Source organism: Actinoplanes sp. GCM10030250 (assembly GCF_042666575.1).
Classification (GTDB): Bacteria; Actinomycetota; Actinomycetes; order Mycobacteriales; family Micromonosporaceae; genus Actinoplanes.
On the sequence record NZ_JBHTDO010000022.1, the window covers coordinates 17,528 to 40,851 of the forward strand.

Annotated in this window: 20 protein-coding genes; 17 read left to right on the forward strand and 3 right to left on the reverse strand. The window is 71.6% G+C overall.

Translation table 11 applies throughout. The features are described 5' to 3' along the window. Nucleotides 1–68 precede the first annotated feature (68 nt). The 6 genes from ACFQV6_RS25725 (at nt 69) to ACFQV6_RS25750 (ending at nt 7,035) form a co-directional block, all read left to right on the forward strand. On the forward strand, nt 69–3,446 hold the full coding sequence (locus ACFQV6_RS25725; RefSeq protein WP_378030150.1) for an Rne/Rng family ribonuclease: 3,378 nt from the start codon (nt 69–71) through the stop codon (nt 3,444–3,446). Between the two features lie 123 nt (nt 3,447–3,569). Continuing rightward, on the forward strand, nt 3,570–4,106 hold the full coding sequence (locus ACFQV6_RS25730; RefSeq protein WP_378030151.1) for a hypothetical protein: 537 nt from the start codon (nt 3,570–3,572) through the stop codon (nt 4,104–4,106). A gap of 163 nt (nt 4,107–4,269) precedes the next feature. Next, entirely contained in the window at nt 4,270–4,584 is a 315-nt protein-coding gene (gene rplU / locus ACFQV6_RS25735) for a 50S ribosomal protein L21 (RefSeq protein WP_378030152.1), read from the forward strand. An 8-nt stretch (nt 4,585–4,592) separates the two neighbouring features. Continuing rightward, complete coding sequence (gene rpmA / locus ACFQV6_RS25740) at nt 4,593–4,850, forward strand: 50S ribosomal protein L27 (protein WP_378030153.1); 258 nt, start codon at nt 4,593–4,595, stop codon at nt 4,848–4,850. Nucleotides 4,851–5,025: 175 nt separating this feature from the next. After that, nucleotides 5,026–6,525: a GTPase ObgE gene (gene obgE, locus ACFQV6_RS25745; protein WP_378030154.1), complete on the forward strand. Its 1,500-nt coding sequence runs from the start codon at nt 5,026–5,028 to the stop codon at nt 6,523–6,525. A 57-nt stretch (nt 6,526–6,582) separates the two neighbouring features. Then, on the forward strand, nt 6,583–7,035 hold the full coding sequence (locus tag ACFQV6_RS25750; protein WP_378030155.1) for a GNAT family N-acetyltransferase: 453 nt from the start codon (nt 6,583–6,585) through the stop codon (nt 7,033–7,035). On the opposite strand, the gene trpS is transcribed toward ACFQV6_RS25750, so the two are convergent. Next, entirely contained in the window at nt 7,024–8,019 is a 996-nt protein-coding gene (gene trpS / locus ACFQV6_RS25755; RefSeq protein ID WP_378030156.1) for a tryptophan--tRNA ligase, read from the reverse strand. The genes ACFQV6_RS25750 and trpS overlap by 12 nt on opposite strands. 256 nt (nt 8,020–8,275) lie before the next feature. Here trpS and pepN point away from each other — a divergent pair, with 256 nt between their 5' ends. From pepN to ACFQV6_RS25790, 7 genes are read left to right on the forward strand one after another with little or no spacing between them, the layout of a single operon-like run. Further along, complete coding sequence (gene pepN / locus ACFQV6_RS25760; protein WP_378030157.1) at nt 8,276–10,771, forward strand: aminopeptidase N; 2,496 nt, start codon at nt 8,276–8,278, stop codon at nt 10,769–10,771. Nucleotides 10,772–10,830: 59 nt separating this feature from the next. Further along, nucleotides 10,831–12,333: an ATP-binding protein gene (locus ACFQV6_RS25765; RefSeq protein WP_378030158.1), complete on the forward strand. Its 1,503-nt coding sequence runs from the start codon at nt 10,831–10,833 to the stop codon at nt 12,331–12,333. Nucleotides 12,334–12,361: 28 nt separating this feature from the next. Next, nucleotides 12,362–12,967: a nicotinate-nucleotide adenylyltransferase gene (gene nadD / locus ACFQV6_RS25770; RefSeq protein WP_378030159.1), complete on the forward strand. Its 606-nt coding sequence runs from the start codon at nt 12,362–12,364 to the stop codon at nt 12,965–12,967. 38 nt (nt 12,968–13,005) lie between these two features. Further along, nucleotides 13,006–13,401, forward strand: a complete 396-nt coding sequence (gene rsfS, locus ACFQV6_RS25775; protein ID WP_378030160.1) for a ribosome silencing factor — start codon at nt 13,006–13,008, stop codon at nt 13,399–13,401. Continuing rightward, a complete protein-coding gene (locus ACFQV6_RS25780; protein WP_378030161.1) occupies nt 13,398–14,027 on the forward strand; it encodes a histidine phosphatase family protein in 630 nt (209 codons plus the stop codon). Before rsfS ends, ACFQV6_RS25780 begins: the two co-directional genes overlap by 4 nt. 35 nt (nt 14,028–14,062) lie before the next feature. Continuing rightward, a complete protein-coding gene (locus ACFQV6_RS25785; RefSeq protein WP_378030162.1) occupies nt 14,063–14,458 on the forward strand; it encodes a hypothetical protein in 396 nt (131 codons plus the stop codon). Between the two features lie 29 nt (nt 14,459–14,487). Further along, nucleotides 14,488–15,336 (forward strand): DegV family protein, encoded by an 849-nt coding sequence (locus tag ACFQV6_RS25790; RefSeq protein WP_378030163.1) that lies wholly within the window; start codon nt 14,488–14,490, stop codon nt 15,334–15,336. A gap of 28 nt (nt 15,337–15,364) precedes the next feature. Here the strand turns inward: ACFQV6_RS25790 and ACFQV6_RS25795 are convergent, their stop codons facing one another. Together ACFQV6_RS25795 and ACFQV6_RS25800 are read right to left on the reverse strand one after the other, a co-directional pair. Continuing rightward, nucleotides 15,365–16,396, reverse strand: a complete 1,032-nt coding sequence (locus ACFQV6_RS25795; protein WP_378030164.1) for a hypothetical protein — start codon at nt 16,394–16,396, stop codon at nt 15,365–15,367. A 106-nt stretch (nt 16,397–16,502) separates the two neighbouring features. Beyond that, nucleotides 16,503–17,318: a putative protein N(5)-glutamine methyltransferase gene (locus tag ACFQV6_RS25800; RefSeq protein WP_378030165.1), complete on the reverse strand. Its 816-nt coding sequence runs from the start codon at nt 17,316–17,318 to the stop codon at nt 16,503–16,505. A gap of 341 nt (nt 17,319–17,659) precedes the next feature. On the opposite strand from ACFQV6_RS25800, the gene ACFQV6_RS25805 reads away from it, so the two are divergent. The 4 genes from ACFQV6_RS25805 to ACFQV6_RS25820 all read left to right on the forward strand — a co-directional run bounded on the left by ACFQV6_RS25805 (nt 17,660) and on the right by ACFQV6_RS25820 (nt 22,993). Further along, nucleotides 17,660–18,400: a helix-hairpin-helix domain-containing protein gene (locus tag ACFQV6_RS25805; protein ID WP_378030166.1), complete on the forward strand. Its 741-nt coding sequence runs from the start codon at nt 17,660–17,662 to the stop codon at nt 18,398–18,400. Between the two features lie 26 nt (nt 18,401–18,426). After that, nucleotides 18,427–20,799, forward strand: coding sequence for a ComEC/Rec2 family competence protein (locus ACFQV6_RS25810; protein ID WP_378030279.1), 2,373 nt, complete (start codon nt 18,427–18,429; stop codon nt 20,797–20,799). A gap of 317 nt (nt 20,800–21,116) precedes the next feature. Further along, nucleotides 21,117–22,100 (forward strand): DNA polymerase III subunit delta, encoded by a 984-nt coding sequence (holA, locus tag ACFQV6_RS25815; protein WP_378030167.1) that lies wholly within the window; start codon nt 21,117–21,119, stop codon nt 22,098–22,100. Continuing rightward, on the forward strand, nt 22,097–22,993 hold the full coding sequence (locus ACFQV6_RS25820; protein ID WP_378030168.1) for a hypothetical protein: 897 nt from the start codon (nt 22,097–22,099) through the stop codon (nt 22,991–22,993). Before holA ends, ACFQV6_RS25820 begins: the two co-directional genes overlap by 4 nt. The last annotated feature ends 331 nt before the right edge of the window (nt 22,994–23,324 follow it).

The window sequence follows — 23,324 nt, forward strand, 5'->3', positions numbered from 1 at the left end:
ACACTTGCAGCGATCCTGCGTGGCAGCGCTCACCCGCGCCCGGGGTCGCGAGAACTGGAGAGCGCCCCATGCTCGATAACGAGCCCCCAGTGAACCTGGGAGACCAGGGCGGTGAACGGGACGGAGCAGTCGCTCCCCCCGCAGCTGCCGCCGCAAGCACCACCCCGGCACGCCGGACGCGGGCACCGCGCCGGAAAGCCGCCGCGCCCCCGCCTGAGGCGGAGGCGCCGGTGACCGGTGCCGGCCCCGCCGGGCCGGATGCCGTCGACGGCGGCGCCGAGCCGGCCGCCGTCCCGGCTGAGACCGAGACCGGAGCCGAGGCCGCCCCGGTCGCTCCGGTGAAGAAAGCCACCCGTAGCCGCCGTAAAGCCGCTGCTCCGGCGGCCACGGAAGCGGCAACGGACGTGGCCGCGGCGCTCGTTGAGCCCGCTGCTGAGGAAGCCGAGGCACCGGTCGCTCCGGTGAAGGCGACCAGGGCCCGCCGTAAGAAAGCCGCCGCTCCGGCCCCCGAGCTGCCCGAGACTGAGGCCGCCGCTGTCGACGCCCCGGCACCGGTCAAAGCGACCGCGCCGCCGGTGGAGACGCCGGCCGTCGCGACATCACCGGTCGCCGACACTCTGCCGTTCGCCGAGACGCCGGCTGACGAAGAGATCGATGAGGACGAGGCCGCCCTCATCGAGGACGCGGCCATCGCGGCCGCCTCCGCCGCCCGCGCCGCCGGGGTTCCGGTCGTCGGCATCCTTCCGCTCGACGACGACTTCGTCGAGGAGAAGCCGGCCCGCCCGACCCGGGCACGCCGTGTCGCGCTGCCCCCCGCCGTACTGTTCATGCCTCCGGACGCCACTGACACCGAGCCCGCGCCGGTGAGCCGGCGCCGCCGCCCGGCCGCGGAACCGGCCGTCATCGAGACGGCCACCGAGACCACTGCTGAGGCTGTCACCGAGGCCCCGGCAGCCGAGACCCCGGTCGCCGAGGAACGCGCCACCGAGACCACGCGCCGCAGCCGGCGCCGTCGCCGCGGTGCTGCCGACGAGCCCGCCGAGGCCGAGGTCACGGTCACCCAGCCGGTGCTGGAGGAGCCCGACGAGTCCGCCGACGACGTCGAGGAGGGCGTCGAGGACGAGGCCGACGAGGACGAGGACGGTGCCCGCCGCCGGCGCCGCCGCGGACGCCGTGGCCGTGGCCGTGGCAAGGGCCCCTCGGACGAGTCCGAGGACGGCGACGACGGCGAGGGCGAGGGCGATCCCGAGGAGGGCACCGAGGCTTCGGCCGACTCCGAGGAGGAGGACGAGGACTCCGAGGAGGGCGAGGTCGAGGGCGACGGTGTCACCCGCCGCCGCCGCCGCAGGCGCCGCAAGGGCTCCAGCGGGGACGGTGAGGCCGGCGGTATCGAGGACGGCGTGCACACCGTCGTGCGGGTGCGCGAGCCCCGCCGCAGCGACGAGGTGCAGGGCGTCTCCGGTTCGACCCGGCTCGAGGCCAAGCGCCAGCGCCGCCGGGACGGCCGCGAGCAGCGCCGGACCCGCCCGCCGATCCTGAGCGAGTCGGAGTTCCTGGCCCGCCGTGAGGCCGTCGACCGGGTCATGGTGGTCCGCCAGAAGCAGGACCGCACCCAGATCGCCGTTCTCGAGGACGGCATCCTGGTCGAGCACTACGTCGCCCGTGCCACCTCCGGCACCATGGTCGGCAACGTCTACCTCGGCAAGGTGCAGAACGTGCTGCCGAGCATGGAGGCCGCCTTCGTCGACGTCGGCCGCGGCCGCAACGCCGTGCTGTACGCCGGTGAGGTGAACTGGGATGCCACCGGCCTGGAGGGCCGGGCCCGCTCGATCGAGCAGGCGCTGCGTTCCGGCGACTCCGTGCTGGTGCAGGTCACCAAGGACCCGATCGGCCACAAGGGCGCCCGGCTCACCAGCCACATCGCGCTCTCCGGCCGGCACCTGGTCTACGTGCCGAACGGCAACGCCTCCGGTATCAGCCGCAAGCTGCCGGACAACGAGCGCAAGCGGCTGCGGGACATCCTGAAGAAGATGGTGCCGGACGGCGCCGGCGTGATCGTCCGGACCGCGGCCGAGGGCGCCAGCGAGGACGAGCTGGCCCGCGACGTCAAGCGGTTGCAGGCGCAGTGGGAGGACATCCAGGTCAGGGCGGCCGAGGGTAACGCGCCGCGTGCGCTGTCCGAGGAGCCGGACCTGGTCATCCGCGTGGTCCGTGACCTCTTCAACGAGGACTTCCGCGATCTGATCGTGCAGGGCGAGCAGGCGTACGCCGAGGTCGAGAACTACCTCGAGTCGGTCTCGCCGGACCTGGTGGAGCGACTGCGCCGGCACACCGGTACCGGCGACGTCTTCGCCGAGCACCGGATCGACGAGCAGATCCTCAAGGGCCTGGACCGCAAGGTCTTCCTGCCCTCCGGCGGTCACCTGGTGATCGACCGGACCGAGGCGATGACGGTGGTGGACGTCAACACCGGTAAGTACACCGGTGCCGGCGGCAACCTGGAGGAGACGGTCACCCGTAACAACCTCGAGGCGGCCGAGGAGATCGTGCGCCAGCTACGGCTGCGCGACCTCGGTGGCATCGTGGTGATCGACTTCATCGACATGGTGCTGGAGAGCAACCGCGACCTGGTGCTGCGGCGGCTGACCGAGTGCCTGGGCCGGGACCGGACCAAGCACCAGGTCACCGAGATCACTTCGCTGGGCCTGGTGCAGATGACCCGTAAGCGGATCGGTGCGGGCCTGCTGGAGGCGTTCAGCGAGACCTGTGACCACTGCAAGGGCCGCGGTCTGGTCATCCACCCGGAGCCGGTGCCGGAGAAGCGTGGCGGCGGTAACGGTGCCGGCACTCAGGTGAAGGCGGTGGCGGCGGCTGCCCGTACCGAGGCGCCCGCACAGCCCGCACAGCAGCAGCCGCAGCAACAGCAGCCGGCCGGTAAGCAGCGGCGCCGCCGTGGTGGTGCCGTGGTCGAGGAGGCTCCGGTCACCGAGGCCCCGATGGTCGAGGCTCCGGTCACCGAGGCCCCGATGGTCGTGGCTCCGGTCACCGAGGCCCCGATGGTCGAGGCGCCGGTTGCCGAGACGCCGGTCGAGGCCGGCCCGGTCGCCGAGGTGTCCGAGGCGCCGGTTGCTCAGACGGCCCCCGTTGCCGAGGCGCCGATGGTTGGTTCGGGCATCGTGCGCCCGGCCGCCAAGCCGGCGGTCACCACCTCCGGCGACGACGACGGCTACGACATCAGCGGATACGACCTCTCCCGGTACGACGGACCCGACGCGAACGGCGCGGAGTACGACCCGGCCGAGCCCATGCGGCTGGCCGGCGCCGACGACCCGGACGCGGCCGAGGACGAGGGCGAGGAAGAGGACGAGGACGAGCCGGTGGGCGCGGGTACGGGTACCCGCCGCCGCTCCCGCAGGGGTGGCACCCGGCGGCGTACCCGGCCCTGACACCGCGACGACACGGCTCGGAAGTTAGCTGTAAAGAAAGTTAACTACCGAGCCGTGTCATCCGTTACCCTCGGCGGGATCGACTCAGCCCGGTTCGATCCTGTCCGAGGAGGCCGCACCCCCATGCGCCATGTTCTTTTCGCCGCGGCGGGCCTGTCCGCCCTGCTCCTGGCCGGTTGCTCCAGTGATCAGCCGGAGGCCGCGACCGGACCGGGGTCGGTGCCGTCGGCCGCCGCCGGAGCCACTGCCGCCGCGGAGCCCGGTGCCGCCACGCCCGCCGCCGACACCCCGGACGCACCCGCCGCCGCGGCCGGTGACGCCGCGCTGGCCAAGGACACCGACGCCATCTGTGAGCAGGCCTCACGGACCAGCGTCGCGTTCGGCAAGACGTTCAAAGAGGACTACCGCCTGCTCAAGAAGGCGTCCGCCCAGGGTGGGCAGGCCGAGACCGAGGCCGAACAGAAGGCCTCCCGTGATGTGGAGAACTTCGCCTTCGCGCTGCTCGACATGTCGAAGCTGGCCTCCGACCCGAAGGTGAAGAAGGCGCTGGGCACGATGGGTGCTCAGGTGACCGCGCTCAAGGGTGATCTCGACAAGATCAACGACAAGAAGCTGGCCGGTTTGCGGGGCACACTGGACAAGGCGTGCGGCCAGAGCTAGGCGCAACCCGGCCCGGTTTGGGTCTGGCCCCGGCTATGAAGTACGCTTGCCAACGGCGCTTTTTCGGCGCCTGTTCCGTGCGCGCCTCACAGCGCCAGCCGGGATCCTCAGCAGTATCCGCCAGCAGTCTTCCGGCTGCGTAAGTCTCAGGGAGTCCGCGTCGATGTACGCGATCGTCAAGACCGGCGGCAAGCAGTACAAGGTTGCCGAGGGCGACGTGATCGAGGTCGAGAAGCTCGTCGGTGCGCCCGGCGACGCCCTGACCCTCGCCGCGATCCTCCTCGTCGACGGTGACAACCTGGTGACCGACGCGGCCAAGCTTGCCAACGTGACGGTGTCCGGCGAGATTGCCGAGCACACCAAGGGTCCGAAGATCCGGATCCACAAGTTCAAGAACAAGACCGGATACCACAAGCGCCAGGGGCACCGCCAGCCGCTGACCCGCGTCAAGGTGACCGGCATCAAGAGCGGGAAGTAGGCGCAGCCATGGCTCATAAAAAGGGTGCATCCAGCTCGCGGAACGGCCGTGACTCCGCCGCACAGCGACTCGGCGTCAAGCGGTTCGGTGGTCAGCTGGTCAACGCCGGCGAGATCCTGATCCGCCAGCGCGGGACCAAGTTCCACCCGGGCGACCTGGTCGGCCGCGGTGGCGACGACACGCTCTTCGCACTGGCCACCGGCAACGTGCTCTTCGGCACGTCGCGTGGCCGCAAGACCGTCAGCATCGTGCCGGTCGCGGAGTAGTTTTTCTCTACAGCGGGCCGTGGACCCTCGGGTCCGCGGCCCGCTGTCGTTTCATCCCGGCGTCCCCGGGAAGCCCAGCCCTGTGGGGCCGGGAAGCCCAGCCCTGTGGGGCCGGGAAGCCCATCCGGGCGGAGTTGGACCAGGCCGGGAAGAACCGGCAGTAGTAGGAGCTGAAGTGACCACGTTCGTCGACCGGGTAGTGCTGCACCTGCAGGCGGGTGACGGCGGGCACGGCTGTGTCTCCGTGCACCGGGAAAAGTTCAAGCCGCTCGGCGGCCCGGACGGCGGCAACGGCGGGCACGGCGGCAGCATCACGCTGGTCGTCGACCCGCAGCAGCACACGCTGCTCGACTTCCACTTCCACCCGCACATCAAGGCCAACAACGGCGGTGGTGGCGCCGGCTCCAACCGCGACGGTGCGACCGGCAGGGACCTGATCCTCAAGGTCCCCGACGGCACCGTGGTGCAGACCGAGGACGGCGAGGTGCTGGCCGACCTGATGGGCGCCGGCACCGAGTTCACGGTGGCGCGCGGCGGCCGCGGCGGCCGGGGCAACGCCTCGCTGGCGAACACCCGCCGCAAGGTGCCGGGCTTCGCCGAGCTCGGCGAGCCGGGTGACCGGCTCGACGTGGTGCTCGAGCTGAAGAGCGTCGCCGACGTCGGCCTGGTGGGTTTCCCCTCGGCCGGCAAGTCGTCGCTGATCTCGGTGATCTCGGCGGCCAAGCCGAAGATCGCCGACTACCCGTTCACCACGCTGGTGCCGAACCTCGGCGTGGTCCAGGCCGGTGACGAGACGTTCACCATCGCCGACGTGCCCGGCCTGATCCCCGGCGCGGCCACCGGCAAGGGTCTGGGCATGCAGTTCCTGCGGCACATCGAGCGCACCTCGGTGCTGGTGCACGTGCTCGACGCCGCGGCGCCGGAGATCGAGCGGGACCCGCTCGCCGACCTGGACGCCATCGAGGCGGAGCTGTCCGCCTACGGGGGCCTGGAGGACCGGCCCCGGCTCGTGGTGCTCAACAAGATCGACATCCCGGACGGGCGGGACCTGGCCGAGATGGTCCGCCCCGACCTGGAGGCCCGCGGCCACCAGGTGTTCGAGATCAGCGCGGTGACCCGTGAGGGTCTGCGGGAGTTCAGCTTCGCCCTCGCCAAGCTGGTCGCCGAGAACCGTGCCGCCAAGCCGGTCGAGGAGGCGACCCGCATCGTGATCCGCCCGCGGGCGATCGACGACGCCGGGTTCACCATCGAGCAGGACGAGGACGGCGTCTTCGTGATCCGCGGCCCTCAGGTGGAGCGCTGGGTCCGGCAGACGAACTTCGACAACGACGAGGCCATCGGCTTCCTGGCCGACCGGCTGGACCGGCTCGGCGTGGAGGCGGAGCTGGCCAAGCGGGGTGCCCAGGGCGGCGATCCGGTCCGGATCGGCGAGCGGGAGTTCGACTGGCAGCCCAACGCCGGCGACTACGTGTCCGGCCCCCGCGGCACCGACTCGCGCCTGGAGGAGCTCTCCAGCCGGGCCTCGGCGGCTCAGCGACTCGCCGCCCGCAAGGCCCGCCGGGTCCGCTCCGACGAGGAGTTGCTGCACATGGCGGCCGACGGGACGATCAGCACCATGGCGAACTCGCAGCGCCCGGTGCTGGTCAGCGACGAGGACGACGACATCGAGGAATAGGGCACCGGCCAGATCGGCGCAACCCGCCGGAAAGGGTCATCACCTACCGTTACCTCCGTGCTTATCGAATCCCGGCCCTCGCTGGACCCCGAACTCGCCGCGCTCGTCACCGCCCAGCAGCGGGAGCTGGCCGCCGCCGGCACCGGGGCCGGGGACCGGATATTCGAGCCGCACGACGACGTGGCGTACCTGGTGGGTGTCGTCCAGGGCCGAGCCGTGGCGTGCGGCGCCTGGCAGGCCCTGGACGGGGGTGTCGCCGAGGTGAGGCGGATGTATGTGCGCCCGGCGTTCCGGGGCCGGGGCCTGGCCCGCCAGATGATCGTGGCTGTCGAGGAGGAGGCGCTCGCCGCGGGCTGCCCGGTGATCCGGCTGGCGGCCGGCACCCGGCTGACCGCGGCGATCGCCCTCTATCAATCCTCCGGCTATCGGCAGGTCGAGCCGTTCGGTGAGCACGCCGCCGGCCCGGACCGCCTCTGTTTCGAGAAGCGCCTGCCCGCGTTAGTCCAGTAGCCCGAGGGCGGTGCGCGCCCGCCGAACCGTGGCCGCGGCGGTCGGCCGTACCCGGTCCGCGCTGTCCGCGAGCACCCGCCGGACGTGACCGGGATCCGCGACCAGCTCCGCGTGCCGGGCCTGGATCGGGGTGAGCAGTGCCTCCACCGCGTCGGTGACCTCGCGCTTGAGGACACCGTAGGAGCCGGTCTCCGTCGGCGGCCGGCCGGTGCAGGCGGACAGGATGTCGATCAGGTTGGTGATGCCCGGTTGCCGCTCCGGATCGCGGCGGACCACGGCGACGTCGTCGGTGACCGCCCGGGAGATGATGCGCCGGACCACCTCGGGCGGGTCCAGCAGGCCGATGCGGCCGGTACCGGAGCCGCTGGTCTTGCCCATCTTGGCGGTGGGCTCGGCCAGGTCCATGACCCGGGCGGCGGACTCCGGGCGGACACCGTCGGGCACGGTGAACGTGTGGCCGTACCGGGTGTTGAAGCGGGTGGCGAGGGTGCGGGTCAGCTCGAGGTGCTGGTTCTGGTCCTCGCCGACGGGTACCTGGGCGATGTCGTACAGCAGGATGTCGGCGGCCATCAGCACCGGATAGGTGAGCAGGCTCAGGCGTACCGGGCCGCCGGCCGCGGACTTCTCCTTGAACTGGATCATCCGGGCCGCCTCCCCGAAGCCGGTCACGCATTCGAGCAGGTAGTGCAGCTCGGTGTGCTGCGCCACGTGGGACTGCAGCACGATCGGGGTGCGGGACGGGTCGACTCCGGCGGCGAGCATCAGGGTGACCTGTTCGAGGGCGAGTTCGCGTACCGCTGCCGGGTCGTGCTCCACAGTCATCGCGTGCAGGTCCGCGATCAGCGCGACCGAGTCCGCGGCGTCCTGCGCCGCGATCAGCGGCCGCAGCGCGCCCAGCAGATTGCCCAGATGCAGGTGACCGGTGGGCTTGAAACCGGTCAGGCGGCGGGTCCGGGCCGGAGCGGCGGTTGCGGTGAGCGTCATGACGATCTCCTTTGGGTACGGGTGACCGCCCGGTCCGGAGAGGCTCGCTGGAGACGCAAAAGCGGCCGCCCGGTTGGGCGGCCGCGGAAGTGATCGCGCGTGGAAGGTGCCGCCCCGTCAGGGCAGCCACCAGCCGAGGTGGGAAACGCGCATGTGACCAGGCTAGCAGAGGTGTTCGTGAGGAGCGGAACATGATTCTCACGTCCGTAGCGCGCCTCTGCACGGTGGCCACGGCCCGCCGGGCATGATGGTCGTCATGCCGACCCTGACCCGTGCCGAGGCCGCTGAGCGGGCGTCCATCGTCGACGTCGAGGAGTACCACGTCGACCTGGACCTCACCGCGGACGGCGACACGTTCCGCTCCCGGACCGTGGTGCGTTTCCGAGCCGGGGCCGGCGCCGGGACGTTCCTGGAGTTCGAGCCGGCCGAGATCCACGCGATGACGCTGAACGGCGCACCGCTGGAAGCCGGCGTCTGGACCGGGGAGCGCCTGCTGCTGACCGGGCTGGCCGTGCGCAACGAGCTCGTGGTGGACGCCACCATGCGGTACTCGAACAACGGCGAGGGCCTGCACCGCTACGTCGATCCGGCCGACGGCAACGTGTACCTCTACCAGCACCTGTTCATCAACAGTGCCGGCCGGGTGCTGCCCAGCTTCGACCAGCCCGACCTGAAGGCGTCGTTCCGGGTGAGCGTGACCGCGCCGCCGGAGTGGCTGGTGGCGACCAACGGCAGGTGCGCGTCGCGGGAGGGCGGCCGGTGGGAGTTCGCCCCGACCGAGCGGATCTCGACCTACCTGGCCACCCTCATCGCCGGGCGCTATCACGTCCGTACTGACGAGCACGACGGCGTACCGCTCGCCCTCTACGCCCGCTCCGCGCTCGCCGAGCACCTGGACGCCGAGGCGCCGGAGATCTTCGAGATCACCAAGCAGTGTCTGGACCGGTTCCACGAGATGTTCGAGATCCGGTACCCGTTCGGCCACTACCAGCAGGCGTTCGCACCCGAGTTCAACTTCGGCGCGATGGAGTACCCCGGCCTGGTGGTCTTCCGCGACGAGATGATCCCCCGGTCGGCAGTCACCGAGAGCGAGCGCGAGCACCGGGCGAACGTGATCGCGCACGAGATGGCGCACATGTGGTTCGGCGACCTGGTGACCATGAAGTGGTGGGACGACCTGTGGCTCAACGAGTCCTTCGCCGAGTACCTGGGCACCAGGGTGACCGCCGAGGCGACCAGCTACCGGGGCACCTGGACCACGTTCGCGATGCACCGCAAGGCGTGGGGCCTGCGCGCCGACCAGCGGCCGTCCACCCATCCGGTGGCACCGTCCCAGGTGTCCGACACCGACGAAGCCCTGATGAACTTCGACGGCATCTCCTACGCCAAGGGCGCCGCGGTCCTCAAGCAACTGGTGGCCTGGCTCGGTGACGACGCCTTCCTGGCCGGGCTGAACGCGCACTTCGCGGCACACGCGTACGGCAACGCCACCCTGGCCGACCTGCTCGGTGCGCTCTCGGCGGCGAGCGGCCGGGACCTCTCCGCGTGGGCCGAGGTGTGGCTGCTCCGCGCCGGGGTCAACACGCTGCGCACCGAGGTGAGCCGGGACGGGGAGAGCTACGCCGAGGTGGCGGTGGTGCAGACCGCCCCGGAGGACCTCCCGACGCTGCGGCCGCACCGGATCGGGATCGGCCTGTTCGACAAGGGACCCGACGGTACGGTGATCCGCCGCAAGCACGTCGAGGCCGAGTTGGACGCTTCCGGCCGTACCGTGATCACCGAACTGACCGGCGAGCAGGCGGCCGACCTGCTGCTGCTCAACGACGGCGACCTGACCTATGCGAAGGTCCGCCTGGACCCCGACTCCGACGCCGGCGTGCCGCTGCTGCTCCCGCTGCTCGACGACTCCCTGGCCCGTGCGGTGATCTGGGCCGCCACGCTCGACGCGGTCGTCGACGGCGAGCGCCCGGTCGACGAGCTGGTCACCCTGGTCCTGGCCGCGCTGCCGATGGAGACCGAGGTGGTGCTCGCCGAGGACGTCCTGCGCGCCACCCGCGGCCTGGTCGACAGGTACGCCACCCCGGAGAGCCGCCCGGCCGCCCTGGAACTCCTCGCCCAGGCCGCCGACCGGCTGCTCGCCGCCTCACCGGCCGCCGGATCCCGGCAGCTGGCCGCCGCCCGCGGGCTGATCGGCGCCTCCGTCGAGACCGGACGCCTCCGGGGCTGGCTGGCCGGCGAGAACGTGCCGCCCGGGCTGGCCGTCGACGCCGACCTGCGCTGGCTGATCCTCTACCGGCTGTCGGTGCTCGGCGCGGCCGGTCACGACGTGATCGACGCCGAACTGGACCGGGACCGCAGCGCCAGCGGGGAGCAGTGGGCCGCCCGCTGCCGTGCCGCCCTGCCCGAGCCCGCGGCCAAGGAGACGGCCTGGGCGGCGGTGGTCGGCGACGCGTCGCTGTCGAACCGGCTGGCCGAGCTCACCGCGGCCGGGTTCTGGCAGCCGGAGCAGCTGGAGCTGCTGGACGGATACGTCGAGCGCTACTTCACCGAGATGCCCGAGATGATGCGCGTCCGCAGCGGGATGAGCCTGGAACGGACGGCGATGGCGGCGTACCCCGATGTCGCCGTCACGGCACGGACCCGGCAGCTCGCCACCGAGCTGCTGGCCCGCCCGGACCTCAACCCGATCCTGCGCCGCGTGGTGCAGGACGCCGACGACGACATGCGGCGGGCGCTGGGCGCCCACAGTTGATCGGATTCGCCGGTCACCTCCCCCGTTACCTCGTAATCTGAGGTCACGGGGGTGAATGCGTGGAGTGGTCCGAGGAGTTGTCCGGCGGCCTGCTGCAGGCCGCGCCGGACGCGATCCTGGTGATCGACGGGGAACGGATCGTGCTGGTCAACGACCGGGCCGAACAGGTGTACGGCTGGCCGCGCTCGGAACTGGTCGGACAGCCCGTCGAGGTGCTGATGACCGACGCATCACGGCACCTCCGCGTCGAGCGCCGTCGCCTGATCGCGGCGAGCCCGCCCGGATCGTTCGGCAGCGTGACCACCACCGCCCGCCGCCGTGACGGCACCGAGTTCCCGTGCGAGTCGTCCACCACCATCGTGGAGACCCCGCACGGCCGGCTCATCGTCGCCGTGGTCCGCGACATCTCCGAGCGGGTGCACGCCGAGCGGGAGAAGGACCGGCTGCGCGCCGAGGCCCAGGCGCACCGCAGCCAGCGCCTGGAGAGCCTGGGCCAGCTCGCCGGGGGCATCGCCCACGACTTCAACAACATGCTCGGCGTGATCCTCAACTACGCCAGCTTCGTGATCGAGGAGGCGGAGTCGGCCGAGCCGGACGTCTCGATGATCGCCGCCGACGCCAAGCAGGTGATCCGGGCCGGCAACCGCGGCACCGACCTGACCCATCAGCTGCTCGCCTTCGCCCGGCGCGAGGTGGTGCGCCCCCAGCCGGTCGACCTCAACGCCCTGATCGCCGCGGTACAGGAGCTGCTGCGCCGTTCACTCGGCGAACACGTCCGGCTGATCTTCCGGCCCGGCCCGGACCTGCCGCTCGTCACCTGCGATCCCAGCCAGATCGAGCAGATGCTCGTCAACCTCGCGCTGAACGCCCGGGACGCGATGCCGTCCGGCGGCAACCTGGTGATCGACACCGGCCTCGCCGACGGCCGGGTCCGGCTGCGGATCTGCGACTCCGGCCGCGGAATGGCTCCCGACGTGCTGGAACGCGCCTTCGAGCCGTTCTTCACCACCAAGGGCAGCGGCGAGGGCACCGGGCTCGGCCTGGCCACCGTGTACGGCATCGTCACCCAGGCCGGCGGCGAGGTGTCGATCACCAGCGAGGTCGGTCTCGGCACCACGGTCACCGTGTTGCTGCCCGCTGGTGCCGCCACGGCGCCGGAATCGGCGGCGGCCCGGCCCGCGGCGACCGGCGGGCACGGCGAGACCCTGCTGGTCGTCGAGGACGAGGACGCCCTGCGCGACGTGGCGGGGCGGATCCTCACCGGCGCCGGCTACCGGGTGATCACCGCCGAGGGCGGGGCGCAGGCACTCGACCTGGCCGCCCGGCACGACGGGGAGATCAACCTGCTGGTCAGCGACGTGGTGATGCCCGGGATGCTGGGCAAGGAGCTGGCCGAGCGGCTCGTCGTGGTCCGGCCCGAGACCCGGGTGCTCTTCATGTCCGGGTACGCCCAGCCCATCCTCGCTTCGCAGGGCACCCTCGAACCGGGCGTCGTGCTGCTGGAGAAGCCGTTCACCGCGAACGACCTGCTGGCCGCGGTCCGTTCCCGGCTCGATGGTTGATCTTCCATTCGAGGGCTATCCTTCGGCGATGTCCGGACGGCGCGTGGGGATCATGGGTGGGACGTTCGACCCCATCCACAACGGTCACCTGGTCGCGGCGAGCGAGGTGCAGGCCCGCTTCGACCTGGACGAGGTGATGTTCGTGCCGACCGGCCAGCCGTATGAGAAGGGTCGCGTCTCGCCCGCCGAGGACCGCTACCTGATGACGGTCGTGGCCACCGCCTCGAACCCGCGCTTCCACGTCAGCCGTGCCGACATCGACCGGGACGGGCCGACCTACACCGTCGACACGCTGCGCGACATGCGTGCCGTCTACGGTCAGTCGGCGGAGCTGTACTTCATCACCGGCGCCGACGCGCTCTCCCGGATCCTGCAGTGGAAGGACGCGCTGACCATGCTCGGCCTGGCGCACTTCATCGGCGTCACCCGGCCCGGCTTCGAGCTCACCAACGCCCACCTCCCGGCGGACAGCGTCACCCTGGTCGAGGTCCCGGCCATGGCGATCTCGTCCAGCGACTGCCGGACGAGGGTCGCGGAGGGCCTCCCGGTCTGGTACCTCGTGCCGGACGGTGTCGTGCAATACATCAACAAGCGGGGCCTGTATCGGGACTCGGGGATAACGGCCGCGGTGTGAGACGCTTGAAATCCTGAAACTCGACCGAGGGGACTCTTTTGCCCGTCACCGAACGCGCTCTGGAACTCGCGCTGACGGCCGCTCAGGCCGCCGCCGACAAGAAGGCGCAGGACATCTCCGTCATCGACGTCGCCGACCAGCTCTACATCACCGACGCGTTCGTCATCGCCTCGGCGTCGAACGAGCGTCAGGTGGTCGCCGTCGTGGACGCCATCGAGGAAGCACTCGTCAACCTGCCGGAGAAGGCGAAACCGGCACGCCGCGAGGGCGAGCGGCAGGGCCGGTGGGTCCTGCTCGACTACGTCGACATCGTGATCCACGTCCAGCACACCGAGGAGCGCGAGTTCTACGCCCTCGACAAGCTGTGGAAGGACTGCCCGATCATCCCGTTCGTGGACCGGGACATGGTTGACGCCGCCGCTGACGCTCAGTGACCCGCCTTCTCGTCTGGCGGCACGGCAACACCGACTGGAACGCCGGTCATCGCGTGCAGGGGCAGTCCGACGTGCCGCTGAACGACGTCGGCCGGCGTCAGGCCGCCGAAGCGGCGGCACTGCTCGCCCGGCTGCGCCCGGACGCGATCGTCTCCAGCGATCTGCGCCGGGCCGCCGACACCGCCGCGGCGCTCGCCACTGTGACCGGGCTGCCGGTCAGCAGCGACGAGCGGCTGCGCGAGCGGTACTTCGGCGCCTGGCAGGGCCTGACCACCGCCGAGGTGGCCGAGCGGCGCCCGGTGGAGTTCGCGCGCTGGAAAGCCGGTGAGGACGTCATCGGCGGTGACGTGGAGACCCTCGACGACCTCGGTAAACGGGTCTGCGAGGCGCTCCAGGACGCGGCCCGGGTCGCACCCGGCGGCACAGTCGTCGTCGCCACCCACGGCGCGGCGGCCCGCCAGGGCATCGGGCACCTGCTCGGCTGGCGGCAGCAGGAGCTGCGTACGCTGCGGGCCCTGCAGAACTGCCACTGGGTGGAGCTGGCCGACGACCCGGTCCGGGGGTGGCAGGTGGTGGCGTACAACGTCGGCGCCCTGGCGGAACGGCCGGTTCCACCACCGGTCTGAGGGAACCGGAGGCGATCCGGTAGCGTCCAAGCACCATGCTGATCCGTCGAAGCGTTGTCCCCGCCGCGCTGCTCCTGGTGCTCGCCGCCGGCTGCGCGAACAACAACACCTCCGACGCCGGAGCCCCCCCGACGGCACCCTCCGCCGATCTGCCCTCCGCGTCCCCCGAACCCACCGCCGAGTCCCCGGCCGCGTCCGCGCCGGCCGGGTCGGCCACCATCACCGGCACGGTCCGCCAGGGCGTCGAGCCCGGCTGCCTGCTGCTCAAGGACGCCACCGGCGACCATCTGCTGGTCTTCAAGGACGACAAGATCGAGGCGACGGTCAAGGCCGGCAGCGAGGTCACGGTCGTCGGCAAGGTCGAAACCGGCATGATGACCACCTGCATGCAGGGTGAGCCGTTTGTGGTCTCCTCCGTGGCCGCCAACTGACCCGGGCGTTCATCAAGTACCTTGCCTGCATGACCATCGCGGTCGTGACCGACTCCACCGCATACCTGCCCGCCGAGCTCAGCGGCACGTATGACCTGACCATCGTGCCGCTCACCGTCGCCATCAACGGCTGGGAAGGGATCGAGGGCCTGGAGATCTCGCCGTCCGAGGTCGCCCGGGCCCTCGGCACCCGTCGTGCCTCCGTGAGCACGTCCCGGCCCGCGCCGTCACAGTTCGCCGCGGAATACCGGCGGCTGCTCGACGCCGGTGCCGACGGCATCGTCTCCGTGCACCTCTCCGCGAAACTCTCCGGCACCTTCGAGGCGGCCCAGCTGGCGGCGGCCGAGATCGGCCCGCAGGTCCAGGTCGTGGACAGCGGGACAGCCGCGATGGGGCTGGGCTTTCCGGCCCTGGCCGCGGCCACGGCGGCGGCCGAAGGCGAAGACCTTGCTTCGGTACGGCGGACAGCCGCCGACCATTCGGACCGTGTCGCCACGTTCTTCTACGTCGACACGCTGGAGTTCCTGCGGCGCGGCGGCCGGATCGGGGCGGCGTCCGCGCTGGTGGGCACGGCCCTGTCGGTGAAGCCGATCCTGCACGTGCTCGACGGTGCCGTCGTGGTCCGCGACAAGGTGCGCACCGCGGGACGGGCCCTCGTCCGGCTCGTCGACCTGGCCGTGGAAGCGGCGGGCGACGGCGAGGCCGATGTGGCGGTGCACCACCTGGGCACCCCGGACCGTGCGGCGGCGCTTGTCGACGCGATCAGCACGCGGCTCGGCGACCGGCTGCGGGACTGCTACCTCACCGAGGTGGGTGCGGTGGTCGCTGCTCACACCGGCCCCGGTCTGGCGGGCGTCGTCGTGCACCGGCGCGCCTGAGCCGCCGGTCGCGTTTTGAGCCGGTCGCTCAGTCGGCCTTCATCGACCAGCGTGGCGGGTGCATGTCTTTGACCCGGCGCAGGCGCGGCTCGACCTCCCGCCAGCCGACGACCCGGTCGCCGGTCTGCACCTCGTCGGCCTGGGGCAACAGGGCGCCCTCAGCCCAGACGGCACGGGTACGCCAGCCGTCCTCCTCGGAAGCGGCGAGCACCAGCGGTGCGAGCGTGGCCGTGGAGTCGGCGGCCTGCCGGGTGTACTCCTGCACCGCCAGAACCCGCTCGGCACGCCTCACCAGGTGGTGCAGGGGATGACCGGCGGGTGCGGAGTAGGGCACTGTGCAACCGTGGTCGTCGCTCACGTACGCCATCGGGGTCAAACCCCGCACGGAGCGCAGGTAGAACGCCTCGGCCTGGGCGAACAAGCCTGGCAGATGGTCGCTGCCGTCGGCAGCGACGAGCAGAGTGCCCCGCTCCGGGGCGAACGCCACGGGCACACCGCCGACCTGATCGGCGAGCCGGGCGAGCCATCCCTGCAACAGCAGGTGCGAGGTCCAGTAGGAGTCACCGTCGTCGACGAACCGCACCACTGTGGGACCGTTCGCCGTGCCGTGCAGCACCGCGCCGGAGAGGTTGTCGCGGGCGGTCGCGTGGACCCGGGCCGCCGATACGCGCCAGACGGCCAGCTGAGCCTGAGTCACGTACGTCATGGTGTCCGGTTGATCGACCACCACGAACTCGGACAGAAACGGCAGGGTCGGCCGGCGCAGCGGAGCGCCCGGCGTGACGCCCCGCAGCACCGGGCGCAGCATCGGCCACGCCTGGGCCCACGTGGCCGGCAGGCTCGGACTCTGCAGCAGGCCGGTCACGAAGCCGTTCACCTGCCGGCGCCGGTACCGCCCGGCCAGCAGCGGTGTCAGCTGCACGATCGTCGGTTCGGAGTCGCCGGGGGCGGTGAAACGCACCTCGAAGGGGCGGGCGTGATAGCGCGCGTTGGTGACGCCCGCACGGCGCAGTCGCCGGATGACCCGGCCGGCCAGCCGGGCCCGAGCGATCCTCCGCATGAGGCCCACGATGCCTCCCTCTCGGCCTCGCTGTCGGTAACCGGTTGCCCTATCGCTTGCCCTACTGCTTGCTCACTGCTTGCGCTACCGCATGCGGGCCGCTTGCCTACCGCTTGCCCTGCCGCGGGCGGGCCTGACGGGCGACGATCACGCGGGCGTCGAGATCATCGTCGGTGGTGATGGTGGCCGTCAATCCGTTCCCAGCGGCAATCGCCAGCGCGGTCTCCGCCTGCGCCTCGGTGATCTCGGAAAGCAGTACCCCCGCAGGGGCCAGCCACGCCGGGGCGGCCCGCGTCACGGCGCGGAACACGGCCAGGCCGTCGACGCCGCCGTCCAGGGCGGTGGCTGGTTCGTGATCGCGGGCCTCGGCCGGGAGGAAGGGGATGTGGTGGGTGGCGACGTACGGGACGTTGGCCAGCAGTAGATCTATGTTTCCCCGGAGCTGTGCCGGCAGCGGGTCGAAGAGGTTGCCCTGGTGAACGATGCTTTTTTCACCCAGGTTGTCCACTGCGCAGGCGGTGGCGACGGGGTCCAGATCGGCTGCGTGCAGGATTATGCCCGGCACTCGGTGGCGCAGGGCCAGGCCTAGGGCTCCGGAGCCGCAGCAGAGGTCGACGACGAGGCTGTCGGGCCGCACGATGGTGGCGCCCAGGCGGACCAGGAGTTCGCTGCGGACCCGGGGGACGAAGACGCCGGGGCGGAGATGGACGCGTACGCCGCAGAAGTCCGCGTAGCCGACCACCTGTTCCAGGGGTTCGCCGGCGGCTCGGCGTTCCACGAGGGCGGCGAGTGTCTCTTCCTCGGCTGTCGCTGCCGTCTCGGCTGCTGCCTCGGCCAGGATGGCTGCTTCCTCCTCGGCGAAGACGCAGCCTGCGGCACGTAGCCGGAGCGTGGCTGCCGTCAAGGCGTCGGTTGTCGTCACAGGCAGTCCTTAGCACGGATCGGCGGGCCGTGGCCGTTGTCCACATTGAGGGGCTGTCCACAGGGGTGCGGGCAGCGGAGCGGCTGAGTTCCTAGTTTCGGAGCGTGCGAGAGGCGAAGGATAGCGGTGAGGCTGTCGAGGCCAGGCTGCGGGCGGTGCTCGAGCCCGGTGCTGGTGGGCCGGGGGTTGATGGCGCGGCGGTGAGCTGGGACGACCTGCTTCCGGGGTGGTCCGAGGAGGATTTGGCGGGGGATGGTCACCCTTTAGGGGGCGGATCCTCCGGTGGTGGTGTGGGGGAGGGTGGCGGGTTCGGCGGCGGCTCGGAGGTGTCTGCCGGTGAGGTGCGGCTGTCTGCGTCTCGTGTGCCCTCTGCGTCTTCTGCACCCTCTGCGCCGTCTGAGCTGGCCGGGGCTTTTGGAGGTGGGCGGCGGGCCTGGCTGCATGCGTTCGATCCGGGGCGGCCCGGTGTGCGGGCGATGGCTGCGGTTGCGGTGGTTGTGGTGCTGGTCGCGGCTGTTCTGGCGTGGCGGGCGCGGCCGCGGGTCGACTCGGTGGCCGGCTCGGTTGGTGGCTCGGTCGGCGACTCGGTTGGTGGCTCCGTTGTCGTGGAGTCCGGTGCTCCGCGGATGCCGGTGTCTTCGGTGGGCGGCGGGTCCGAGGTGGTCGTCGCTGTCGGCGGGAAGGTGCGCAAGCCGGGACTGGTCCGGCTGGCGCCGGGAGCGCGGGTCGCCGACGCGCTGACGGCGGCCGGTGGAGCCGAACCGGGTGTCGACGTGGCGATGCTCAACCTGGCTCGACGGGTGACCGACGGCGAGCTCATCATGGTCGGTGCCTCCGCTCCCGCGGGAACTGTTCCGGGCGTGGTGCCGGGGACCGTGCCGGGTGCTGGTGCGCTGGTCAACCTCAACACCGCGACGCTGACCGAGCTGGATTCGCTGCCCGGGGTGGGGCCGGTTCTGGCGCAGCGGATCCTGGACGCGCGGGATGCTCAGGGAGGGTTCCGCGCTGTCGGCGATCTCCGCAAGGTGGATGGCATCGGGGATGCGCGGTTCGAGCAGCTCAAAGACCTGGTGACGGTCTGATGCCCGAGCCTCAGCCCGACCCTTCGATGGAGCGCCGGGTGCCGGATTTGCGGCTTGCGGGGTTCACGATCGGGGCGTGGCTGTCGGCCCTGGGAGCCCTGCATCTGTCCGCGGTGGCCGGGGTCGTGTCGGGTCTCGTGGCTCTGGTTGCCGCGACTGTCCTGGTGGCCTTTGCCAGCCTTGGCCGTCGGTTCCCCCGGCTCGGGTGGCTCGCGCGGCTGGGGTGGTTCGGGGCGGTGCGGTGGGTGGTGGTGGCCGTTGTGCTGGGTGCTGGTTGTGGGGCGATCGCCACCGCGGCCAGGGTCTCGGTGCGCGAGGCCGAGGCGCTTGTCGCGGTGATGGAAGCGGGCGAACCGGTGCGGGTCGAGGTGGTGGTCCGGGACGACCCGCGGCTGCTGGCGCGTACCGCTGGTCCGCCGACCTATCTCGTCGCCGTTGAACTGCGATCCGTTCAGGCCGAGGAGGAGGCACCGGTCCGGCTGTCGGCGCGGGCGCTGGTCCTCGGTTCCGACCCGGGGTGGCGTGGCCTGCTGCCCGGGCAGCGGGTGAGCACCACCGGCCGGCTCCAGAGACCCCGGCCCGGCGACCTGAAGGCCGCGGTAATCTCGGCCCGGAAGCCGCCGGTGCTGATCGGCCGATCGTCCTGGGCACAGCGAGTGGCCGGCGTCCTGCGGGCGGGCCTCCAGCGCGCCTGCGAACCGCTGCCGGACGATTCCGGTGGCCTGCTCCCCGGGCTGGTGGTCGGCGACACGAGCCGGCTGGACCCGGCCCTGGAGGAGGATTTCCGAACCACCGGAATGACGCATTTAACCGCGGTCTCCGGCACGAACGTGGCGATCGTGCTGGGCGTTGTGCTCTTCCTCGTACGCCGGACCGGAGCCGGACCGCTGATCTGCGCCTGCGTGTGCGCGGTCGCGCTCGTCGGCTTCGTCATCCTGGCCCGGCCGTCGCCAAGCGTGATCCGGGCCGCGGCGATGGGCGCCATCGGGCTGATCGGGCTCGCCGGTGGCCGCCCACGTGCGGCGGTGCCGGCCCTGGCCGCCGGGGCCGCGGTGCTCCTCATCGCGGATCCGGAGCTCGCCGCCGATCCCGGCTTCGCGCTGTCGGTTCTGGCCACTGCCGGTCTGCTGCTGCTCGCGCCTGCCTGGCGGGACGGGTTGCGGCGGCGGGGCTGGCCGGTGATGGCCGCCGAGGCTCTCGCCGTACCGGCTGCGGCGCAGGTGGCCTGCGGGCCGGTGATCGCGGCGATCTCCGGGACGGTCAGCCTGGTCTCGGTGCCCGCCAACCTGGTCGTGGTTCCGGCGATCGCCCCGGCCACGCTGCTCGGAGTCGGTGCGGCGGTGCTCTCGCCGCTCTGGCCGGCGGGTGCGGAGTTCCTCGCGTGGCTGGGGCACTGGCCGGCCGAGTGGCTGGTGCTCGTCGCTCACACCGGTGCCCGGGTGCCCGCCGGTGCGCTGCCCTGGCCCGGTGGAGCGGCCGGTGGCCTACTGCTCGCCGTGCTGACGGTTGCCTTTCTGGTGGCGGCGCGGCGCGTTGTCGTACGGCGGCTGGCGACCGTGATCGCCCTCGGCGCGATGCTCGGCTCGCTGCCGGTGCGGCTCCTCGCCCCCGGGTGGCCGCCGCCGGGCTGGCTGGTGGTGGCGTGTGCGGTGGGACAGGGCGACGCCGCCGTACTGCCGGCCGGGGAGGGCCGGGCGGTCGTGGTGGACGCCGGTCCGGAGCCGAACGGGGTCGATCACTGTTTGCGCCGTCTCTCCGTACGCCAAGTGGTGTTGCTCGTGGTCAGTCACTTCCACGCTGATCACATCGGTGGTGTGGCCGGGGTGTTCCGCGGCCGGAGGGTGGGCGCGGTGATCGCTCCCGACTGGCCTGAACCGGAAAGCGGGCGGGCGGATGTGGAGACGGCGGCGGCCGACGCCGGGATCGCGGTGCGGGCGGTGGGGCCGGGCTGGTCGTACGCGATCGGTGCACTGCGTCTGGATGTGCTCGGGCCGATCGAGCCGCTTCGCGGCACCAACTCCGATCCGAACAACAACTCGCTGGTCCTGCGTGCGTCGATCGGCGGGCGGACGGTTCTGCTGCCTGGCGACGCGGAGACCGAGGAGCAGGACGATCTGCTGCGGACGCTGGGTGCTTCAGGGGTGCGGGCGGACATTTTGAAGGTGGCTCACCACGGGAGTTCGTTGCAGTCGGTGGAGTTGCTTGACGCGGTACGGCCGGCGGTGGCGCTTGTGTCGGTGGGGCGGGGTAACGACTACGGGCATCCCAATGCGGGGGTGCTGGGGCGGTTGGAGCGGGGTGGGGCGCGGATTTTGCGTACGGACGAGGCGGGGGATGTGGCGGCGGTGATGGTGGGGGAGGGGTTGGCGGTGGCGGCCCGGGGTGATCCGCCGGCTTAGTGAGGGGGTGTGCCCGGCTGGCCGGCGCTTGTCCGGTGGCTCGCGCTTGTCCGGTGGCTCGCGCTGGCCCCGCTGCCCGCCGGGGCGCTTGGGCGACACGCGCGGGTGAAGGATCAGGTCAGTGCGACAGTCGGCGGCATTGAGCCTAATAGGGTAGGAAACGGAACTCTGCCGATGAGGCGGCGTTTGGCCTGAGCAACCGACTCTACGACCGTAAAGGCATGGCAGCCTGCCGATATGTCGGGTTTCGCGTTCGGTGATCGGCGTCCATGCGCGAAGGAGTGAGGCGTGCTGACTTGTCGGTGCACCGTGCGACGATGTGGCACGTGAATTCCGCGCCGCCCCCCTCCCTGTTGCTCGTCCAAGGTGACGAGGAACTGCTCGCCGCCCGTGCCGTCGCGGCGGCGGTGGAGGCAGCCCGGGCGGCCGACCCCGGCGCCGACGTCCGGGAGTATGAGGCTGGTGCGCTCGCCGCCGGCGAGGTGGCCGAGATGTTGAGCCCGTCGCTGTTCGGCGGGCGGCGGGTGCTGGTGATCCGTAGCGGGCAGGACGCTCGCAAGGATCTGGTCGCGGCCCTCCTGGCATATGCGAAAGTTCCCGACCCCGAGGTCACCTTGATCGTGACGCACGTGGGCGGGGCGAAAGGCAAGGCGTTCGCCGACGGCCTGCGGGCAGCCGGTGCGACTGTCGAGCCCGCCGCGAAGCTGAAGAACGACCGGGAGCGCATCGCGTTCGTCCGGGACGAGTTCCGCCGCAAGGGCGCCCGGTGTGACGAGGCCGCCGCGTCCGCGCTGCTCGCCTCGGTCGGCAACGACCTCCGGGAGATCGCGGCCGCCTGCTCCCAGCTGCTCGCCGACACCGACGGCAAGATCACCGAGGGCGTCGTGGCCCGCTATTACAAGGGCCGTGCCGAGGTCAGCGGCTTCACCGTGGCCGACGCGGCTATGGTCGGCGACCTGCCGGGTGCGCTCGAAGCGCTCCGCTGGGCCCTGCACGTCGGCGTCGACCCGGTGCCGATCGCCGACGCCATCGCCGACGGCGTGCGGACGGTGGCGCGGGTGGCTTCGGCGGGGCGGGGCAACCCGTACCAGATGGCAAGCACTCTCGGCATGCCGGCCTGGAAGATCCAGCGTGCCCAGGAGCGCAGCCGCGGCTGGACACCCGAGGGCCTGATCGACGCGATGCGCGCCGCAGCCGACTGCAACGCGGCCGTCAAGGGCGGCGCCGAGGACCGGGGCTATGCCCTCGAGCAGGCAGTCTTCGCAGTCGCCACCGCCCGCCGGGACGGCGGTGCCCGTTGACCCGCACAGTTCGCTCCCGCCGCGCCGAGACGGCGTCCCAGCCGCTGTATGCACGCGTTCTCCGACTGCGCAACCTCGCCCCGAGCGGCCTGCTCTGCTTCGTCTTCCTGGAAGGCGCCGTGGTTCTCGGCGTCCTGCTCTCCCTGGCCGAGCTGGTCAGCTGGTGGGGCGTCCTGGTCCTGCCCATCACGGTCGCCCTGATGGTCAAGTTCAACGACCTGGTCGCCGGCACGTTCACCCCCACCTCAGCCACCACCGAGCCGGCCACCGCCCGAGCCTCAGTGCTGCGCCCGGCAACGCCCAGCACCGGCTTCTCACCCCAGCCCGCCAGCAACGCCACGTTCTCAGCCCAGCCCTCCGGCCATTCCGCGTTCTCAGCCCAGCCCTCTGGCCACGCTGCGTTCTCGGCCCAGCCCGCTGGCCACGCTGCGTTCTCGGCCCAGCCCTCTGGCCACGCTGCGTTCTCGGCCCAGCCCGCTGGGCATTCCGCGTTGTCGCTGGGGCGGCCCAGCGCGCATCCCGGGAGCTTCTCGCCGGCTCGATCCACCGGATACGCCGCGGCCTTCCCGCACGCACAATCCGGCTACGACTCCGGGGCCGACGGTGACCACAGGTCGGCGCAGCAGGGCATTCCCGAATCGAGCGGACAGGTGTATGCGCCGCCCGGAGTCACTCCGGGTGCCGGGCCTGCGCGGGCCGACTACGGAACCCCGCAAGTCACCGCAGCCGGAACCCCGCACGGGATCGCAGCCGGAACCCCATACGGGATTGCAGCTGAGGAGTCCGTAGCCCGGCCGCCCGCCGTGCCCAACCCTGTCCGGCGCCCATGGGCGGACCAGTTGGATGTCCGGCAGCAGATTGCTCGTCAGGCAGCCGCACGTCGTTACGAGTAAGCCCGGCGCCGGTTTCATCTCACAAGTCGACCGGTGCGGGCTCCGGTCCACGGTCGCCGACCCCCGCCCGGTCCTTGGTCCCCGGTCGCCGACCCCCGCCCCGGGCTTCGGTCCCCGGTCGCCGACCCCCGCCCCGGGCTTCGGTCCACGGTCGCCCGTCGCCCTCTGGGGATCGGCCCTCTGACGCAACGAAACCGGGCACCGTCCCGGACCGATGAGGTCCGACGGTGCCCGGTTTCATGAAGCCTGCTCGCCATTGGCAAGCGATGTCATCAACCGCGTCCATGCGATTGTGACCCTGATCCGCGAACGGATCAGGTAGAGCTGCAGC

Coding starts and splice junctions, on each gene's coding strand:
- ACFQV6_RS25725 (WP_378030150.1), top strand. CDS start 69: ATGCTCGATAACGAGCCCCCAGTGAACCTGGGAGACCAGGGCGGTGAA.
- ACFQV6_RS25730 (WP_378030151.1), top strand. CDS start 3,570: ATGCGCCATGTTCTTTTCGCCGCGGCGGGCCTGTCCGCCCTGCTCCTG.
- rplU (WP_378030152.1), top strand. CDS start 4,270: ATGTACGCGATCGTCAAGACCGGCGGCAAGCAGTACAAGGTTGCCGAG.
- rpmA (WP_378030153.1), top strand. CDS start 4,593: ATGGCTCATAAAAAGGGTGCATCCAGCTCGCGGAACGGCCGTGACTCC.
- trpS (WP_378030156.1), bottom strand. CDS start 8,019: ATGACGCTCACCGCAACCGCCGCTCCGGCCCGGACCCGCCGCCTGACC.
- pepN (WP_378030157.1), top strand. CDS start 8,276: ATGCCGACCCTGACCCGTGCCGAGGCCGCTGAGCGGGCGTCCATCGTC.
- nadD (WP_378030159.1), top strand. CDS start 12,362: ATGTCCGGACGGCGCGTGGGGATCATGGGTGGGACGTTCGACCCCATC.
- ACFQV6_RS25785 (WP_378030162.1), top strand. CDS start 14,063: ATGCTGATCCGTCGAAGCGTTGTCCCCGCCGCGCTGCTCCTGGTGCTC.
- ACFQV6_RS25790 (WP_378030163.1), top strand. CDS start 14,488: ATGACCATCGCGGTCGTGACCGACTCCACCGCATACCTGCCCGCCGAG.
- ACFQV6_RS25795 (WP_378030164.1), bottom strand. CDS start 16,396: ATGCGGAGGATCGCTCGGGCCCGGCTGGCCGGCCGGGTCATCCGGCGA.
- ACFQV6_RS25810 (WP_378030279.1), top strand. CDS start 18,427: ATGGAGCGCCGGGTGCCGGATTTGCGGCTTGCGGGGTTCACGATCGGG.
- holA (WP_378030167.1), top strand. CDS start 21,117: ATGTGGCACGTGAATTCCGCGCCGCCCCCCTCCCTGTTGCTCGTCCAA.